This window comes from Streptomyces zaomyceticus, assembly GCF_014656215.1.
GTDB lineage: Bacteria > Actinomycetota > Actinomycetes > Streptomycetales > Streptomycetaceae > Streptomyces > Streptomyces zaomyceticus.
This window is the reverse complement of sequence record NZ_BNBZ01000007.1, coordinates 188,956-206,790: the sequence shown is the minus strand read 5'-3', so window position 1 is coordinate 206,790 and position 17,835 is coordinate 188,956. Positions and strand designations below refer to the sequence as shown.

Annotated in this window: 14 protein-coding genes; 5 read left to right on the top strand and 9 right to left on the bottom strand. The window is 71.8% G+C overall.

The window, feature by feature from the left end; translation table 11 throughout:
* Position 1 precedes the first annotated feature (1 nt).
* From IE311_RS12745 to IE311_RS12720, 6 genes are all read right to left on the bottom strand, one after another.
* Positions 2-2,260, bottom strand: a complete 2,259-nt coding sequence (locus IE311_RS12745; RefSeq protein WP_189831728.1) for an FG-GAP repeat domain-containing protein — start codon at positions 2,258-2,260, stop codon at positions 2-4.
* A 73-nt stretch (positions 2,261-2,333) separates the two neighbouring features.
* Positions 2,334-4,553 (bottom strand): FG-GAP repeat domain-containing protein, encoded by a 2,220-nt coding sequence (locus IE311_RS12740; protein WP_189831727.1) that lies wholly within the window; start codon positions 4,551-4,553, stop codon positions 2,334-2,336.
* 60 nt (positions 4,554-4,613) lie between these two features.
* The gene (locus IE311_RS12735) at positions 4,614-6,845 is read right to left on the bottom strand and encodes an FG-GAP repeat domain-containing protein (RefSeq protein WP_189831726.1); all 2,232 of its coding nucleotides are present in this window, start codon (positions 6,843-6,845) and stop codon (positions 4,614-4,616) included.
* A 188-nt stretch (positions 6,846-7,033) separates the two neighbouring features.
* Positions 7,034-9,304 carry an FG-GAP repeat domain-containing protein gene (locus IE311_RS12730; RefSeq protein WP_189831725.1) on the bottom strand — a complete coding sequence of 757 codons (2,271 nt, stop codon included), beginning with the start codon at positions 9,302-9,304 and terminating at the stop codon, positions 7,034-7,036.
* A gap of 103 nt (positions 9,305-9,407) precedes the next feature.
* A complete protein-coding gene (locus IE311_RS12725) occupies positions 9,408-9,914 on the bottom strand; it encodes a mycothiol transferase (protein ID WP_189831724.1) in 507 nt (168 codons plus the stop codon).
* A gap of 42 nt (positions 9,915-9,956) precedes the next feature.
* The gene (locus tag IE311_RS12720) at positions 9,957-10,355 is read right to left on the bottom strand and encodes a DnaJ family domain-containing protein (protein ID WP_189831723.1); all 399 of its coding nucleotides are present in this window, start codon (positions 10,353-10,355) and stop codon (positions 9,957-9,959) included.
* A gap of 140 nt (positions 10,356-10,495) precedes the next feature.
* On the opposite strand from IE311_RS12720, the gene IE311_RS12715 reads away from it, so the two are divergent.
* Positions 10,496-11,332 carry a M23 family metallopeptidase gene (locus IE311_RS12715; RefSeq protein ID WP_189831722.1) on the top strand — a complete coding sequence of 279 codons (837 nt, stop codon included), beginning with the start codon at positions 10,496-10,498 and terminating at the stop codon, positions 11,330-11,332.
* Positions 11,333-11,453: 121 nt separating this feature from the next.
* Here IE311_RS12715 and IE311_RS12710 read toward each other — a convergent pair whose 3' ends face one another.
* Positions 11,454-11,657: a cold-shock protein gene (locus IE311_RS12710; protein ID WP_015035453.1), complete on the bottom strand. Its 204-nt coding sequence runs from the start codon at positions 11,655-11,657 to the stop codon at positions 11,454-11,456.
* 261 nt (positions 11,658-11,918) lie between these two features.
* Here IE311_RS12710 and IE311_RS12705 point away from each other — a divergent pair, with 261 nt between their 5' ends.
* From IE311_RS12705 to IE311_RS12690, 4 genes are all read left to right on the top strand, one after another.
* Positions 11,919-12,791, top strand: a complete 873-nt coding sequence (locus tag IE311_RS12705) for a menaquinone biosynthetic enzyme MqnA/MqnD family protein (protein WP_189831721.1) — start codon at positions 11,919-11,921, stop codon at positions 12,789-12,791.
* Between the two features lie 287 nt (positions 12,792-13,078).
* On the top strand, positions 13,079-14,278 hold the full coding sequence (gene mqnC, locus IE311_RS12700; RefSeq protein ID WP_189831720.1) for a cyclic dehypoxanthinyl futalosine synthase: 1,200 nt from the start codon (positions 13,079-13,081) through the stop codon (positions 14,276-14,278).
* A 7-nt stretch (positions 14,279-14,285) separates the two neighbouring features.
* Positions 14,286-14,885 (top strand): imidazolonepropionase-like domain-containing protein, encoded by a 600-nt coding sequence (locus IE311_RS12695; protein WP_189831719.1) that lies wholly within the window; start codon positions 14,286-14,288, stop codon positions 14,883-14,885.
* Positions 14,886-14,967: 82 nt separating this feature from the next.
* Complete coding sequence (locus IE311_RS12690) at positions 14,968-15,663, top strand: demethylmenaquinone methyltransferase (protein WP_189831718.1); 696 nt, start codon at positions 14,968-14,970, stop codon at positions 15,661-15,663.
* Positions 15,664-15,690: 27 nt separating this feature from the next.
* Here IE311_RS12690 and IE311_RS12685 read toward each other — a convergent pair whose 3' ends face one another.
* A complete protein-coding gene (locus IE311_RS12685; RefSeq protein ID WP_189831717.1) occupies positions 15,691-17,070 on the bottom strand; it encodes a phosphodiester glycosidase family protein in 1,380 nt (459 codons plus the stop codon).
* Positions 17,067-17,807 carry a peptidase inhibitor family I36 protein gene (locus IE311_RS12680; RefSeq protein ID WP_229901876.1) on the bottom strand — a complete coding sequence of 247 codons (741 nt, stop codon included), beginning with the start codon at positions 17,805-17,807 and terminating at the stop codon, positions 17,067-17,069. The genes IE311_RS12685 and IE311_RS12680 overlap by 4 nt, the downstream gene beginning before the upstream one ends.
* Positions 17,808-17,835: the final 28 nt, after the last annotated feature.

The following is a 17,835-nucleotide window of genomic DNA, read 5'->3' as shown; positions in this document are numbered from 1 at the left end:
GTCAGAACGCGGTGCCGCCCAGGTGGGCGTAGCCGTAGGCCTCGCTGCGGGCCGCGAACGGGGCCTTCCAGTCGCCGGTTCCCTCGTAGAAGTACGGGACGCCGTCCCAGGCGGTGAGGGCGATCAGGTCGGGGCGGCCGTCGCGGTCGGCGTCGCCGAAGCCGACGACGTCGGAGTAGGTGTTCCAGCCGCCGCCGATCTTCGTCCGGGCGGCGAAGGTGCCGTCGCCCTTGCCGAGGTAGAGCCAGAGGACGCCGGCGGTGTCGCGGGCGACGAGGTCTCCGGCCGGGCCGCCGCCGATGTTCCCGGTGGCGACGAGCTTGTTGTAGACGCCCCAGCCGTGGCCGGTCTTCACGCGCGGGGCGAAGGGCGCGGTCGCGTTCCCCGTGCCCTTGTAGAGCCAGAGGTCGCCGGCCTTGTCGGTGGCGACGAGGTCGGCGCGGCCGTCGCCGGTCAGGTCGCTGCCGCCCGTCAGTTGCTTGTAGATCTGCCAGCCGCCGCCGACCCTCACCCGGGGCGCGAGGGCGCGGCCGGTGCCCTGGTGGAGCCAGAGGACGCCGTTGGTGTCGCGGGCGAGGACGTCGGAGTGGGCGGCACCGGCCACGTCGCCGGGGGAGAGGAGCGCGTCGTAGATGTTCCAGCCGGTGCCGAGCGGCTCGGAGGGGGTGACGGGCCACGCCCCGAGGGGCGTGCTCGTGTTGTAGAGGGAGAGGTGGCTGCCGGAGGGCTCCCGTATGAGCAGGTCCGGGGTGCCGTTGTCGTTGAAGTCGTGCGGGACGGCCTTGCGGACGACCGTGAAGGTGCCGGTCTCCTCCACGGCGGGACCGATGCCGTCCACGGGCTTCGCCGTCAGGCGCCAGGTGTACGCGCCGTTGGGGGCGGGGACGCCGTCCCTGTAGTTGCGGACCCCGTTCCAGGAGGCGGCGTACATACCGTCCCACTGGAAGCCGACGACGTTCCCCTCGTAGTGGGAGACGCCGGGCTTCCACGTCCTTCCGGTCGCGGTGTGCACCAGCTCGATGCTCGTCCTCGCCGCGTACCTGCTGAGCGTCCAGTTCAGCTGGACCGGATCGGTCTCGCGGTCGAAGTCGATCGTCTCGGGGATGCCGTGGCTCACCAGTGTCAGCGCGGTGGGTTCGCCGGTCGACGCCACGAGCGTGACGACCGGCCGGCCGCCGTCGGCGCCGGGGGCGATCCGGTAGAGACCCTCGTCGTGCTCGAAGGTCCCTCCCCGCGCCAGCTGCGTTCCGTCGGGGCCGGAGGCGGAACTCGTCGTGTGCTCAAGGAGCTTTACCGTCTCGCCGGTCGTCAGGGAGCGCGCGTACAGGGCGTACCTGGCGTTCCAGGTTCCGTACGAGTACTGGCTGAACTGTCGGTACGTCAGCCAGTCGCCGACCAGCTCGACGGCGACGGAGTTCGTGGTGCCCACGTCGTGGCGGACGGTCTCGTCGGTGCCGCGCCGGGTCACGGCCACCTTCGTGGTGGAGGAGTCCTTGCCCACCTCGACCCAGGCGATGTGGGTGGCGGACAGGGCCGTGGTGGTCACCGACGTCGCGGGCGTCTCGTACTCCTCGACGACCGCGTGGGCGGCGATGTCGACGACGGCGGCGCGGTTCCGCTGCACTCCGTCGACGGTGCCCGTGTACCGGATCACGGCGCTGCCGGGCGAGTCCATGTTGAAGGCGGTGAACACGGTGTCCGCGGGCAGTCCCGTCACCGTGTGATCGACCAGGACGCCTTCTCGCAGCCCGATGACATGGAGGTCGGTGCCGCCGGTCGCGTTGGCCTTCTTCGTCACGATGTCGGTGCCGGCGAACCCGGCGACGGTGTGACCGCCGCCGAGGGGGTTGATGTCGATCACCACAGGGTCGGCGCCGGTCCCCATGTCGTACAGGGTGAAGACGCCGTTCTCGGCGCGCGACAGGACGTCCGTCCGGTCGGCCCACCCGGGCTTGCCGTCGAGGACCGTCGAGACGCCGTCCGCGAACCGCGTCCAGCGCCAGACTCCCGTGGGGCTGCTCTGGAAACTCAGGAAGCCCGTCGGGCCGACGTTCACCACCACGGCATCGACCGGGAACGGGACGACGTCCTGGTCGGCGGACTGCGCGGGGGCTGCCACCGCACCCGGCGCCGCCGTGACCGGTCCGGCCGTGACCGGTCCGGCGACGGCTGGTCCCGCCGTGAGCGTGCCCGTCGTGACGGCGAGCGTCACGACGACGGCGGCGGTGAGCCGGCGCGGGGTCCTCTGTCTGTGTACCAAGGAGGTGGTCTCTCTCCGGGAGCGGGGCGCGGCGGTCTCCGCCGCGCCCGATCGGACGTGCGAGGGCGGTGCGTCAGAAGAGGGTGACGGACATGCGGGTGAGGTCGTACGGGGTGTAGATCCCGTCGCGGCCCGAGAACGGCGCGTTCCACGTGCCGGTGCCTCGGTAGAGGGCGAGGCTGTCGTGGGTACCGCCGGTGTGCCCGTTGGCCAGCAGGTCGGGGCGGCCGTCGCGGTCGGCGTCGCCGATGGCGACGATCTCCGCGTACCGGTCCCAGCCGCCGCCGATCCTCGTCCGGGCGGCGAAGGTGCGGTCGCCCTTGCCGAGGTAGAGCCAGAGGACGCCGGCGGTGTCGCGGGCGACGAGGTCTCCGGCGGGGCCGCCGCCGATGTTCCCGGTGGCGACGATCTTGTTGTAGACGCCCCAGCCGTGGCCGGTCTTCACGCGCGCGGCGAAGGGCGCGGAGGCGTTCCCCGTGCCCTTGTAGAACCACAGGTCGCCGGCCTTGTCGGTGGCGACGAGGTCGGGGCGGCCGTCGCCGTCGAGGTCGCTGCCGCCGGTGATCTTGTTGTAGATCTGCCAGCCGCCGCCGATCTTCGTACGGGGCGAGAAGGCCGTCCTGCCGGTGCCCGTGTGCAGCCAGAGCGCACCGCTCCTGTCGCGGGCGACGACGTCGGCGAACGCGGCGCCGGCGACGTTTCCGGGCGTGACGATCTGGTCGTAGGCGTCCCAGCCGGTACCGATGACCGTCATCTCCAGCGGGGTCGAGTAGTGGCCGAAGTACAGGGCGCGGCGGGCGTCGACGGCGAGCAACCGCCCGCCGTGCCGGTAGAGCAGGTCCGGGGAGCCGCTGTCGGAGAAGTCGTGCGGGTGCGGCTTGTTCGCCACGGTGAGCCCGCCGGTGCGCACGAGGTCGGGGCCGATGCCGTTGGCGGGCTTCACGGTCAACCGCCAGGTGTACGCCCCGTTGTAGGCGGCCGTGTAGTCGCCGAACAGGCCCTTCCACGTCGCTCCCACGTAGTTCGACCTGTAGGAGGAGTACGAGGTCCAGCGCTTCCCGGACGCGGTGTGGGTCAGTTCGACGTACGACGTGACGGGACGGGAGTGGTTGAGTCGCCACAGCAGGTCCACGTCACCGCTGTGGGTGCTGAAGTCGACGGTGGAGGGGACGTGCTGCTCCACGACGTCGGGCGCGAGCGGCTCTCCGATGCTCGCCACGAGCGTCGCCGAGGGTGTGCCGTCCGCGCCGGGGGCTATGCGGTAGAGGCCCTGGCCGTGCTCGACCGTGCCGCCCTGGACCAGCAGCGCGCCGTCACCGTCGGCGCGGACGCGGTCCACGACGTCGAGGAGCTCGACCGTGCGGCCGTCCGTCAGCGAACGTGCGGTCAGGGTGTGGAGCGGGTTGGGTGCCGTGGCGGCGGCCCCGCCGGTCACGCCGTACGTGACCCAGTCGCCCATCAGCTCGACGGCGACCGACTCTCCCGACCCGAGGGGGACGCGGCTGGTCGCGGTCTGCCCCCGCCGGGCCACCTGGAGTGCCGCGGAACCGGTGGCGTCCCTCTCGACCCAGGCCAGGTGGGTGGCCGACGCGCTCGCGTCGGAGCCCTGGACGGCCCCGGTGAGGACCCGGTCCTCGACGACGGTGGCGGTGGCGATGTCCACCAGGGCCACGCGGACGGCGGCCGACTCGGCCGACTTGTAGTGGAAGATCATCGTGTCGGGCGCGGACAGGTCGTACCAGCGATACGTGGTGTTCGCGGGCAGCTCGGGGACCTTGCGGTCGACGAGGGCCCCGCCCGCCCTGGCGACGAGGTGGACGTCGGAGCCGCCGCCGGCGCGCGGGACCTCCATGACGAGGGTGGAGCCCGCCAGTCGGACGAACCTGGCGGACGCGCCCAGGAACGCCGTGTCGATCACGACGGGATCGGCCCCCGTGGCCATGTCGTACAGCGTGTGGGTGCCGCCCTCGGACCTCACGACCACGTCCGACCGGACGCTGCCCGTGTAGGTGCCCGCCGGCAGTGTGGTCGTGACCCCGTCCGCGTACCGCGTCCAGCGGTATACCCAGGCGCCGGCCCCGCTCGCACGGGTGAGGAACCCCGACGGGCCGTTGCCGAACACCCGGGCGTCCGCTGGCAGGGTGACGGCGTCCTGCCGCGCCGCCTGCGTGGCGGTGGCGACGGCGGGCGCCGTCGCCACCGCCGGGACGGCCGTCAGCGTGCCCAGGGTGACGGTGAGCGCGACCGTGACGGCCGTGGCGATTCGCCGCCGGTGCGTTCGTACATGAATCAAGGTCGCGCTCTTTCTCGGAAGGACCGTCGGGCGGGGATCAGGAGGGGGCAGGGACGGGGATCAGAACAGGGTGCTGGTCCAGTTCGACACCGGAGCCGGGGCGTGGAGCATGGAGCGGGGCGCGAAGGGCGCGCTCCAGTTGCCGGTGCCCGAGTACAGGGCCAGTTCGTCGCTCCCCGGTCCGGTGGCCAGCAGGTCGGGGCGGCCGTCGCGGTCGGCGTCGCCGATGGCGACGATCTCGTCGTAGGCGTACCAGCCGCCGCCGATCCTGGTGCGTGCGGCGAAGGTGCCGTCGCCGTTGCCGAGGTAGAGCCAGAGGTCGCCGGCGGTGTCGCGGGCGACGAGGTCTCCGGCGGCGCCGCCGCCGATCTGGCCGGTGGCGACGATCTTGTTGTAGATGCCCCAGCCGTGGCCGGTCTTGACGCGCGGTGCGAACGGCGCGGTGGCGGAGCCGGTGCCCTTGTAGAACCAGAGGTCGCCGGCCGTGTCGGTGGCGACCAGGTCGGGGCGGCCGTCGCCGTCGAGGTCGCTGCCGCCGGTGATCTTGTTGTAGATCTGCCAGCCGCCGCCGATCTTCGTACGGGCCGAGAAGGCGTTCTTGCCCGTGCCCGTGTGCAGCCAGAGCGCCCCGGTCGTGTCGCGGGCCACCAGGTCGGCGAACCGGGCGCCGGCGACGTTGCCGGGCGTCAGGATCTGGTCGTACGCGCCCCAGCCCGACCCGATGTCCGTCTCCCGCAGCTCGCTCTGGGCGTTGTGGTAGAGGGCCTGACGGCCGTCGTAGAGGAACAGCGCGCCGCCGTCGCGGACGACCAGGTCCGGGGAGCCGGTGTCCGAGAAGCCGTGCGGGGCCTGCCCGTTGTCGACCGTGAGGGTGCCGGTCCGCTCCACCGGGGCGCCGATGCCGTTGGTGGGCGTCGCCGTCATCTTCCAGGTGTAGGCCCCGTTGGCCGCCGTGGTGAAGTCGTCGAACAGGCCCGTCCAGTAGGCGAGGCCGCGGGCGGCGACGTCCACCGGGGCCGTGCTGGTCCACCGCTGCCCGGTCGCGGTGTGCGTCAGTACGACGTCCACCTTCGCGCCGGTGTACGCGGCGAACTGCCACGTCAGATAGCCGTCGCCGCGGCTCGTCCGGAAGTCGAAGGTGCCGGGGACCGTCTGGCCCGTCAGCTGGGGCACGATGGGCAGGCCGGTGCTCGCCACGAGGGTGGCGGCCGGGGTGCCGTCGGCGCCGGGGGCGATCCGGTAGAGGCCTTCGCCGTGCTCGATCGTGCCGCCCTGGACGAGGAGGCCGCCGTCCGCCTCGGGGCGGATGATGGTCACGGTGTCCAGGAGCTTGACCGTCTGCCCGGTCGTCAGCGAGCGTGCAGCCAGGGCGTACAGCGGGTTGGGTACGGACGCGGTCACCCCACCGGGCACACCGTAGGTGACCCAGTCGCCCGTCAGCTCGGTGAGGAGCGTGCCCGTTCCGAGGGGGACGCGCTCGACGTCGGGCTGACCCCGGCGGGCCACCGCGAGGGTCGTCGCGTCGCCGGACGGGGACTTCTCGGCCCATGCCAGGTGCGTGGCGGAGACGCTGACGTCACCGCTCAGGCCGGCGCCGGACGCGGGGCGGTCCTCGACGATCGCGGCCGTGGCGACGTCCACCAGCGCCACGCGGCTTCCCGTGACCCCGTCGACCGTGCCGGTGTACAGGAGGGCGAGGGTTTCGGGCGTGCTCATGTCGTACCGGCGGATCGCCGCGTCGGCGGGGAGCCCGGTCACCTTGTGGTCGACGACCGTGTCCCCGGGCTTGGAGACGAGATGCACGTCGCCGCCGGGGCCGTCCGGGCGGTTGACGCGCATGACGAGGGTGGAACCGGCGAGCCTGATCAACTGGGCGGACGTGCCGAGGAACGCGGTGTCGATCACCACGGGTTCGGCGCCGGAGGACATGTCCAGGATGGTGCGGACATTGCCCTCGGACCGCACGACGAGGTCGGTGCCGAGGGTTCCCGCGTACCCGCTGCCGGGCAGCGTGGTCGTGACCCCGTCGGCGTACCGAGTCCAGCGGTAGACGTAGCCCGTCCTCTCCTGGGTGCGGGTCAGGAAGCCGGACGGGCCGTTGCCGATGACGATGGAGCCGGGCAGCATCGCGACGGCGTTCTGCGCGGCCTGCGCCGGCGCTGCCACGGCACCGGCCGCCACGCCGCCGGTGGTCGCGGCGGCGGGACCGGCCGTGAGGGCTCCGGTCGTGACGGCGAGCGCGGCGGTGACGGCCAGCGCGAGTCGGCGACGGGAGGTGCGTACTCGGGACAAAGCGGTGTTCCCCCTCATGAAGCGCGAGCGTGGCGCGACACGCCACGCCCGCATGACTCACGGGGAGTTCGAAAGGTTGTACGTCGATTTTCGAGTGCGCCGACAAGATCGATCAGACCCTGACGAACCGGTCGACGGAGCCGGGAGCCCGGCCCGCGATCACCCGGAGCAGGTGGTCCGACGCCGTGTCAGACGAAATGGTCGTACGTGACGTCCGTGGCCCAGAAGTGGTACGGGGACGTCTCCTCGCGCGGCCGCAGCGGGCTCCGGTAGTCGCCCGTTCCCCGGTAGAGGGACCCCTCGGTGTACAGGTCCGGACGGCCGTCCCGGTCCGCGTCCCCGATCCCGACCAGTCGGCCGTAACCGCCCCAGCCGCCGCCGATCCGGGTCCGGGGCGCGAAGGTCCCGTTCCCGTTGCCGAGGTAGAGCCAGAGGACGCCTGCCCGGTCCCGCGCGACGAGGTCTCCGGCAGCGCCTCCCGCGAGGTTTCCGACGGCGGTGAGCTGGTCGTAGACGCCCCAGCCGCCGCCGATCCGGACGCGGGCGGCGAAGGGTGCGGTGTCCCTGCCGGTGCCCCGGTACAGCCACAGGACACCTGCCTTGTCGGCGGCGACGAGGTCGGCGCGGCCGTCCCCGGTCAGGTCGCTGCCGCCGGTGAGCCGGGTGTACGTGCCCCAGCCGCCGCCGATCCGGATGCGGGCACTGAAGGAGTGTCCGCCGCGCCCCTTGTACAGCCACAGGACCCCGGCCCTGTCGCGGGCGACGAAGTCACCGACGCCCGAGCCGCCCAGGTCGCCGGTGGCCTCGATCTTGTCGTAGATGCCGTAGCCCTGCCCGACGACCTTGAAGTGGTGTTCCTGGAACCACTCGTAGCCGCTGCCCCAGTCGGTGGCGCGGAAGGTGTCCGCGAGCAGCAGCCGGCCCGCGGTGTCCCTCATGAGCAGGTCGGGCGACCCGTCGCCGTCGAAGTCGTGCGGCTGCGCCTTGCTGCGGACCACCGTGAAGGAACCGGTCTTCGTCATCGTCGGGCCGATGCCGTTGAGCGGCCTGGCGTCGATCCGCCAGGTGTACGGGCCCGCCGGAGCGCCCGTCGACCGGCCCGGTTCGCCCGGCCAGCCGACATCGCCCTGCCAGACGTAGTGGGCGTACGTGAAGTCCGTGGCCTGCTCGGCGAGCGGGTACACGTGCTCGACCATGGTGTCGCCGGTGCGGGTGTTGCGCAGGGTGACGGTCATCTCGACATTGATGCGCGAGAGCCGCCACTTCAGGTCGAAGCTGCGGTTGCGGCTCAGGTCGATCGTCGCCGGAACGCTGTGACCGAGCAGGTCGACCTTGGTCGGTTCGCCGCTGGGCGCGAGGAGCGTGGCGACCGGTATCCCGCCGGTTCCCGGGGAGATCCGGTAGAGGCCCTGGCCCTGGGCGGACGTGCCGCCGTGGACGGCGTTCGTGCCGTCGGGCCCGTCGACGTCCGAGACGACGTGGTCGAGCAGCTTGCGGGTCGTGCCGGTGCTCAGGTCGCGGGCGGTGAGCGCGAGGAGCGCGCCGGGCTCGTAGGCGCGCAGTCCGTCGGTCTCGCCGTAGGTGACCCAGTTCCCCACCAGCCCCAGGGACACGCGGTTCTGCGCGGCGAGAGGGATGCGCTGGACCGTGCCGGTGGAGCGGTTCAGGGCCACCACGGTGGCGGCCCCGCCGTCGGTCTGCTCGGTCCAGGCGACGTATGTCGCGGACACGGACGCGTCCTGGAGGTTCGGGGCCGCGCGGTGGGCGGTCACGGCGCCGGTCCTGAGGTCGACGAGCGCCCAGTGGCTGCCCGAGCCGGTCCGGTACCTGATCAGGGCGCTGTCGCCGGCGACACCCATGACCCAGGGGTCGGTGGCGTCCGTGGGCAGCCCGGTCACGGACCGGGACGAGGGCAGGCCGTCGACCGGGGTGTACACGCGGAGGCTCTTGCCACCGAGTCCGTTGGAGGCGGAGACGAAGAGGGCCGAGCGCACGGCGCCCGCGACCTGGCTGTCCGAACCCGACTGCGCGAGGTCGAGATCGAACAGTTTCGTGCCCGCCGCCATGTCCCTGAGGGTGACGGTCCGGCCCACTTGGTCGATGACGACGTCGGAGTCGCGCGAGCCGAAGACCGTGTGACCGGCCGGGAAGGCGGTGACGGCGCCGTCCGAGAGCCGGGTCCAGCGGGCGTCGAAGCCTTCTGACGACCAGGTGAGGAAGCCGGTACGGCCCAGGCTCCAGAGGCCCGCCTGACGCGGGTACACGGCGGCGGCGGTGGCGGAACTTCCGGCGGTGGCCGCGGTGTCGGTGGTGCCGGTGGTGCCGGTGGTGACGCCCGTGGGCGGCGCGGCGACGGCGGGAGTGCCCAGTGCACCGGCCGTGACGGCGAGTGCGACGAGAACGGCCGCGCCGAGACGGCGGCGTGGACGGAAAACGGATGTGCGCGTGCGGTGGTCCATCGAAGGCCTCCCCCTGGAGCTGAGGCGGCCGGTGGTGCCCCCCGACCGGAACATCGCCTCACGTCAAGATCGGCCGGAGGCTATCAGCCTCCGCCTCCCGAGGTCACCGCCGTTCCACCGCACCCCGTACGTACGCCGCCTGACCCGCGTGCTGGAGGTCGTCCGCGATCACCGAGACCAGCCGGACGCCCAGGGTCACCGGGGGATCCCAGGCGGTGTCGACGACCCGGTCCAGCTCCGAGTCGGTCAGCGGTCCCACCAGATCGAGGGTCCGCTCGTACACCGCGTCGTGATAGCCGAGCAGCAGCTCCGCGGGGGCACGCACCGAGGCCACCTGGGCGCTCGTCTGGCCGTAGCCGGTGGCCCGTTCGGGGAAGGGCAGGCCGAAGCGGTCGCGCCAGCCTGCCGTCTCCCACAGCTGCTCCCCGCCGAAGGCGCCCGCGAGGTGATCGTCCTGGATCCGGGTGAGATGCCAGACGAGCCAGGCGATCGAGTTGGCGTCCGGATCGATCCGTGCGGCGAGCTCGTCCTCGGTGAGGCCCTCCACCGCCTCGTGGACGACCTCACGCACCCGGCCGAACGAGTCGACCAGCAGACCGGCGCTGTTCATGGGGGCTCCTTCCGGTCGCCGGGCGGCCCGGCGAGCCAGGGGTCAGGAACGCTCCGCCCGCCACCGCTCGACCGTCGCCTCGACGTCGAAGGGCTTCAGATTCAGCGGGGGACCGGCCGGCGGACGGAGCAGGGCCTCGGCGATCCTGGTGTTGATCTCCCCGAGGATCCGGCGGACCTGGCTCTCCGAGACCGCCGCGGCCACCGCCGCCTCAGCGTCCTCGGCCGCCTTGCGCAGGGCCAGCGAGGGGGGCAGTACGGCCGCGCCCTCGCGGTGCATCTTGCCCTTGATCCACCACAGCTCGTCGTACGGGGCGGAGTCGTCGGCGAGCGGCTTGCCGAAGCCCGGCAGGCTGCTGAACTCACCCCGTTCCGACGCCTCGCGGATCTGCTTGTCCACGAACGACTCGAAGCCGACTCCGGGCGGTTTGCGTTCGGTCATGTGTCCAGACTACGTAAGCCCGGCGGTACGCGTGTGGTCCTCGCGGTCTACTGCGACACGCGATCTTCCGGCACGCTGTGGTCCGTTCCACGCGCGTCGACCCATGTTCCCTGGCCCCCACCCCACGTACCGGAGGACGCATGCGTGCCCGGATCACCCCTCTCGGCACCCTGCTCGCGCTCGTCGCGGGCCTGCTCACCGCGCTCGTCACCACCACCCCCGCCCAGGCCGCGCCCCTCTTCAAGGCGCCCTTCCCCTGCGGCCAGACCTGGACCTACAGCCACCACTCGGCCGAGGTCCGCCAGGCCCTCGACTTCATCCGCTCCGACGGCGGCGCGACGGCCGGCACCCCGGTCCTCGCCTCCGCGTCCGGCACCGCCTACCGCTACTCCCAGCCGTCCGGCGCGGGCAACTACATCGTGGTCGACCACGGTGGCGGCTGGAAGACCTACTACTTCCACCTGAACGCCTACTCCGTGGCCAACGGCGCCGCGGTCGCCCAGGGCCAGCAGATCGGCACCACCGGCAGCACGGGCAACAGCTCCGGCGCCCACATCCACTACGAGCAGCTCCTCAACGGCGTCGGCCAGTCGATCGTGATCAACGGAGCGTCTCTCGCCCCTTATCCGGGCTCCTACGGCTCCAAGTCCCTGACCAGCGACAACGGCTGCTCGGGCGGCGGAGGCGGAAAGTACTGGGTGGACACCTTCGCCAACGCCACCGGCTACGCCCAGGCGAACACCGCCGACGCGCAGGGCGTCCTGAACAAGGGCACCAACTACGTCTACTGCAAGGTCTGGGGCCAGGAGATCAGGGACGCCTCCGGCAACTACAACCACTGGTGGCTGAAGACCGACCTCGACACCGTGTACGCCGGGAAGAACGGCTACGGAGCGTACGTCTCGGCCTACTACCTGTCCCGCTGGGGCAACGACGAGGCCCGCGACAACAACGGGACCGTCATCCCGAACTGCTGAGGACTCCCGGGGTCCGGAAGGGCCCCGGGGTCCGAAAAGGCAGGAGCCCCGCTCGTGCCCGAGGGCACGGAGCGGGGCTCCTTGGGTACTGCTCTAGTCGTGCTTCGCCGACCCAGGCACCTTAGGCCGGGGAGACGTTCTCCGCCTGCGGGCCCTTCGGGCCCTGCGTGACGTCGAAGGTCACGAGCTGGTTCTCCTCGAGCGAACGGAAGCCGTTCGCGTTGATCGCGGAGTAGTGGACGAAGACATCCGGGCCGCCGCCGTCCTGGGCGATGAAGCCGAAGCCCTTTTCAGCGTTGAACCACTTCACGGTTCCGGTAGCCATGAGCCCTCCTATGGGCCAAAGGGTCGCCCTGCTCCAGAACCTGCAAACAAGTCTGAAAACTACAAAAGCCTGCGGGTCACATGCTCCGCAGGCTCTGTACTGCAAGGGAAACCAAACTGCAACTTGCGTTGAGCGTAGCACGCAGGGTGCGCCCGGCGGTAGAGGGAAAGATCACTTCACTCACATGTTTGATCTCGCTCCGTGTGCTGACGCGCGTGCCCCGGCGATGCCCACGGTACGAGACGGGTCTAGCCTCACGATGTGGACAATGCAACCGACGACCAGCAGCGCAGCCGGCCCCGCGTCGGGCACATCCAGTTCCTGAACTGCCTCCCCCTGTACTGGGGCCTGGCCAGGACCGGAACGCTCCTCGACCTCGAGCTCACCAAGGACACCCCGGAGAAGCTCAGTGAGCGGCTCGTCCGCGGTGACCTGGACATCGGCCCCATCACCCTCGTCGAGTACCTCCGCAACGCGTCGGACCTGGTCGCGCTCCCCGACATCGCCGTCGGCTGCGACGGGCCCGTCATGTCCTGCGTGATCGTCTCCCAGCGGCCCCTGGAGGATCTGGACGGCGCCCGTGTCGCCCTCGGCTCCACCTCCCGCACCTCCGTACGCCTCGCCCAGCTGCTGCTCGCCGAGCGGTACGGGGTGGCGCCGGACTACTACACCTGCCCCCCTGACCTGGGGCTGATGATGCAGGAGGCGGAGGCGGCCGTCCTCATCGGCGACGCCGCACTCCGCGCCTCGCTGCACGACGCTCCCCGGCTGGGCCTCCAGGTCCACGACCTCGGGCTCATGTGGAAGGAGTGGACGGGCCTCCCGTTCGTCTTCGCCGTGTGGGCCGCGCGCAAGGACTTCCTGGCGCGCGAGCCGGAGACCGTCCACGAGGTGCACCAGGCGTTCCTGGCCTCCCGGGACCTCTCCCTCGAGGAGGTCGCCAAGGTCGCCGAGCAGGCCGCCCGCTGGGAGACCTTCGACGCCGAGCTCCTGGAGCGGTACTTCCGCACGCTCGACTTCCGCTTCGGGCCCGAGCAGCTCGCCGGGGTCCGTGAGTTCGCCCGCCGCACCGGGCCCACGACCGGATTCCCGGCGGACGTCGCCGTCGAACTGCTGCCGCCCGCGCGGGATTAGCGGGGGCGCGCGTTCCGGGTTCCCCATTGGCCTTCCCGACGCCTTCGCGCCGAGTTCCCGTCGACTTCCCGAAGGCTTCGCACCGCCTTCCCGAAGGCTTCCCCAAGGCTTCCCGGAATTCGCCTTCGTGTCCCCGTTCGGTAATTCACCCCTTTATCCGCGTCCGGACCACCCGTATTGCCGCCGCTTACCGCCGCGCCTCCCGCACGCCACCCGAGGGAAGCCCTGAGGAGCGCTGGCGTAGGCTGGTTCGGACAGTCAGTACCCCTCCGAAAGGGACACACCCGGTGACCGAGAAGGCCGAACTCCAGTCTGTTCTCGACCGCGCTGCCGCGGGTGGCCGGATCACCCCCGAGGAGGCGCTCGACCTCTACCGCTCGGCGCCGCTGCACGCGCTCGGCTCCGCCGCCGACGCCGTGCGCCGCCGCCGTTACGCGGGGACCGAGCACATCGCGACGTACATCATCGAACGCAACATCAACTACACGAACGTCTGCGTCACGGCCTGCAAGTTCTGCGCCTTCTACGCCGCCCCCAAGGACACGAAGAAGGGCTGGACCCGAGACCTCGACGACATCCTGCGCCGTTGCGCGGAGACCGTGGAGCTCGGCGGCACCCAGATCATGTTCCAGGGCGGCCACCACCCGGACTACGGCGTCGAGTACTACGAGAAGCACTTCGCCGCGATCAAGGCGGAGTTCCCCCAGCTGGTCATCCACTCCCTCGGCGCGTCCGAGGTCGAGCACATGGCCCGGATCAGCGGGGTCTCCGTCGAGGAGGCCATCACCCGCATCCACACCGCCGGCCTCGACTCCTTCGCGGGCGCCGGCGCCGAGCTGCTCCCGGAGCGGCCGCGCAAGGCCATCGCCCCGCTCAAGGAGAGCGGCGAGCGCTGGCTGGAGATCATGGAGATCGCCCACGGGCTGGGCGTCGAGTCCACCTCCACCATGCTCATGGGCACCGGCGAGACCAACGCCGAGCGGATCGAGCACCTCCGCATGATCCGTGACGTGCAGGACCGGACGGGTGGCTTCCGGGCCTTCATCCCGTACACGTACCAGCCCGAGAACAACCACCTCAAGGGCCGCACGCAGGCCACGCTCCTCGAGTACCTGCGGATGATCGCCATCGGCCGGCTGTTCCTCGACAACGTCGCCCACATCCAGGGCTCGTGGCTCACCACGGGCAAGGAGATCGGCCAGCTGACCCTGCACTACGGCGCGGACGACCTCGGCTCGATCATGCTGGAGGAGAACGTCGTCTCCTCGGCCGGCGCCAAGCACCGCTCCAACCTGCGCGAGATGATCGAGATGATCCGCACGGCGGACCGCGTCCCGGCCCAGCGCACCACCACCTACGAGCACATCGTCGTCCACGACGACCCGGCGAACGACCCGGTCGACGAGCGCGTCGCCTCGCACATCTCGTCCACGGCGATCGAGGGCGGCACGGCTCACCCCGAGCTGAAGCTCCTCGACGCCAACTGACGCGGCCGTGCTCACGATCCACGTCGCCGAGGCGACCCCCGAGACCGCCGTCCTGATCGACGGCGACCGCGTCGCCGCCGTCGGCCCGTACGAGGACCTGGTCGCCGTCAGGCCCGAGGCACGGGTGCGGCGGTGGTCCGGCATCCTCACCCCCGGACTCCTCAACCCGTACGGCCCCGAGCTCCTCGAAGGCATGTACCACCCGGACCCCCGGGAGGCCGAGGGGTTCGGCACCGAGCCGATCCCCGGCGAGCGGGCCCAGCGGATCTTCCGGGCCGACCCCGCCCGCCGCGCCGCCTCCGCGCGCCGCGGCGTGCAGCGGCTCCTCGCCCACGGCACGGTCGCCGTCGGGGGCGAACTGCGCAGCCGGGCCGCCGTGGACGCCGTACGCCGGGTCGGTCTCGCCGTCGGCCGCCGCCCGGACAAGCTCTCCGGCGTCCCGTCCCTCGCTCCGGCGCCGCTGGTGCTCCTGCCCGGACTGATGCCGGGAGGCCCCGCCCGTTTCGCCGTGTTCGACGTTCCCGACCGGGCCGCCCTGGTCCGCCTCGGTCCCTCGACCTGCGTCGCCACCGTCATCGGCGGCAAGCTGGTCTACCGGGCCGGCTGAGCGCGCCCTGCCGGTCGGGGCGGGAGCGGCCCTGAGACAATGGACGCGCCCGCCCGTACCCGAGTCTGCGAGGCCGAAGCCAGTGACCCGCGCCACCCTGGACAAGCAGCCGCACGAAGTCGCCTCGATGTTCGACGACGTGGCGGCGAACTACGACCTCACCAACGACGTCCTCTCCCTCGGCCAGGACCGGCGCTGGCGCAAGGAGGTCGCCAAGGCGGTCGACGCGCGCCCCGCGCAGAAGATCCTGGACCTGGCGGCCGGTACGGCCACCTCCTCGCAGCCCTTCGCCCGCGCGGGCGCGTACGTCGTGCCCTGCGACTTCTCGCTGGGGATGCTCCGGGTCGGCAAGAAGAACCACCCGTGGATGCCGTTCACGGCGGGCGACGGCACGAAGCTGCCCTTCCGCGACGACGTCTTCGACGCCGTCACCATCTCCTTCGGGCTCCGGAACATCCAGGACACCGACCAGGCGCTGCGCGAGCTGTACCGGGTGACGAAGCCCGGCGGCCGGGTCGTCATCAGCGAGTTCTCCCACGCCACCTGGGCGCCGTTCCGCACGGTGTACGAGGAGTACCTGATGCGCGCGCTGCCCCCGGTGGCCCGCGCGGTGTCCTCGAACCCGGACGCCTATGTGTACCTGGCCGAGTCCATCCGCTCCTGGCCGGACCAGCCGACCCTGGCGGGGATGCTCCAGAAGGCCGGCTGGTCGAAGGTGGCCTGGCGGAACCTGTCCGGCGGCATCGTCGCCCTCCACCGGGGCTTCAAGCCCGCCTGACCCGTTCCGCTCGTCGGCCGGGGCGCCCTACTTCACGTAGAGGCCGTAGCCGCCCACGCCCGTGTACACCGCGTCCGCCACGTCCCGGTGCACGGGCGTTCCGTCCACCAGGTCCGTCGGCGGGGTGTGCACCTGCGCGCCCGTCTGCAGGGTCGTGGAACCGCCGCCGTCCAGATTGAGGGCGTCGATGATGCCGAGCTCGGGGGAGTCCAGCAGCGCGGCGAAGCTCCGGAGGTAGTCGCCGTCCTCGTTGTCCTGCCCGGTGAGGGTGACGAGCACCGGGCGGCCGCGGGAGTTGGTGCCGAGGGCCGTGCGCGAGTCGGTGCAGATCAGGGTCGTGCCGTCGGCTCCCTTCTCCTTGCCGCTGCACGAGTCGGGCAGTTCGGCGGGGATGTCGCCGGAGCGCAGCAGGTGGTGGAAGGAACTGACGACGTCGACCGAGTCGTCCAGCGGGATGTCCCGGTCCGCGGTCATGTCGTGGAGCTTCTGGTCGACGGTCGGCGTGTCGTCGCGGACGAGTCGCGCGCGGAGCCACTGGGCGCCGGTGCCGATGCCCTGGATGATCCGGCCTCCCGCGGGGACGACGGTGCCGCCGCGCCCCTCGCGGGCCTCGGTGACGACCCCGTGCGCGTCGACGACGACCTCGAAGCCGGGGTCGGCGGTGGCGGGGACGGCCGGGTCGGTGCCGGGCCCGGGGACGGGAGCCCCGTAGTCGTCGGTGAAGACGACGATCTCGTCCGGGTCGGTGTAGACCGGCGGGCTGGTGCTGACCTGGACGTCCTCGGCGTCGCGCGCGCAGTGCGGGGCGCGGCCGGGGGCCCGGTTGACGTCGTCGATCCGTACGGTCTCGCCGGTGGGTGCGATGAGCGTCATGTCCGTGCGGAGCTTGGTGATGTGCGGAATGCCGTACTGGATCACCGCGCCGGTGCTGCCCTTGCCCGCGCTCCAGCAGCTGGAGCTGTGCAGGGTGCCGTCGGTGGCGGAGACGCCGGTGTGCACGATGGTCTTCTCGGCGCCCGCGCCCGCGGGCTCCCGCTGGAACAGGCCGCCGTTGACGCCCGCGTACGGGTGGCGGGTCGGGACCGTGGTGACCCGGGCGAGCTGCTCGGGGAGCGTCTCGGCGGTGGAGTCGTCGGTGCCGAGGGCGCTTTCCAGGGTGAGTGCCCCTGCGGTGGGGTCGATCTCGACGATCTGGAGGACGCGGGCCTTCGTGCGGTTGTCGAGGGTCGTCTCGGTCCAGGTGGTGCGGGTGACGCCGGTCGTGACCGTGACGGGGGTACCGGCGGTCCAGCGGGCGGCGAGCGGGCTCGGGGCGGGTTCGCCGGCGCCGGAGGCGGGCGAGGTGAGGGCGAGGGCGGCGCCGAGGGCGGCGGCCGCGGCCAGCCAGGGGCGTCGGTTGCGGGTCACTGGCAGTCCGCCGTTCCGTTGACGAGCTCGTGCGAGCGGAAGGTGCCGGCGAAGGGCGCCGGAACGGTCGTGCTGTCGCCGCGCAGGACGACGTACGCGCCGAACCTCTTGCGGCCCGAGGCGTCGGCGGGGTCGGCCCAGCTTCCGGTGAAGGCCGGCTCGGGGTAGAAGCAGACGTGCTTCTTCGTCCGGTTCCAGGTGGACCGGGGCGCGGCCTCGGCGCCGTAACTGTTGCCGTAGTTCTTGGTGGTGGCGTCGGTCGCCGGGAGGTGGACGGTCATCGCGCCCCGGCCGTTCGGCTCCGTGAAGGTGCAGACCCGGTTGTCGGGGCAGCGCTCGTAGCCGGTGAAGCAGAGGGCGCGGGTCGGGACCAGCTTGTGGGCGCGGACGGCGCCGGGTGTGTACGCGTCCTTGTTGCCCGGCTTGACGGTCTCCAGGAGCCCGCCGTAGCCGGGGGCGCCGTAGACGCAGGCCCACAGGGCGGTGTTGTTCTTCGCCGAGAGGCTCGTGCCGTCCCAGGCCGCGTCGTAGCCCTGCAGGGCCTGCCGGTCGGTGAAGTCCCGCCGCGCGCCGGTCCCGTCGGCCCCGGAGTAGAGGCAGAACGTGGCGGGCGGGCAGTCGTCGTACGGGGCGGGGTCGGCGTTCGCGGGCAGGACGAGGAACGCCGAGCAGATGAGGGCGAGGACGGCTGTGATCAGCGAGCCCCGCCGTAGGTCGGTCGTACGGATGATGGTCACGACCGGTGATCATGACATCGTCGCACGG

Excerpts from the sequence above, each read along its gene's own strand:
- IE311_RS12730 (WP_189831725.1), bottom strand. The coding sequence starts at position 9,304 with ATGGACCACCGCACGCGCACATCCGTTTTCCGTCCACGCCGCCGTCTC.
- IE311_RS12725 (WP_189831724.1), bottom strand. The coding sequence starts at position 9,914 with ATGAACAGCGCCGGTCTGCTGGTCGACTCGTTCGGCCGGGTGCGTGAG.
- IE311_RS12720 (WP_189831723.1), bottom strand. The coding sequence starts at position 10,355 with ATGACCGAACGCAAACCGCCCGGAGTCGGCTTCGAGTCGTTCGTGGAC.
- IE311_RS12715 (WP_189831722.1), top strand. The coding sequence starts at position 10,496 with ATGCGTGCCCGGATCACCCCTCTCGGCACCCTGCTCGCGCTCGTCGCG.
- IE311_RS12710 (WP_015035453.1), bottom strand. The coding sequence starts at position 11,657 with ATGGCTACCGGAACCGTGAAGTGGTTCAACGCTGAAAAGGGCTTCGGC.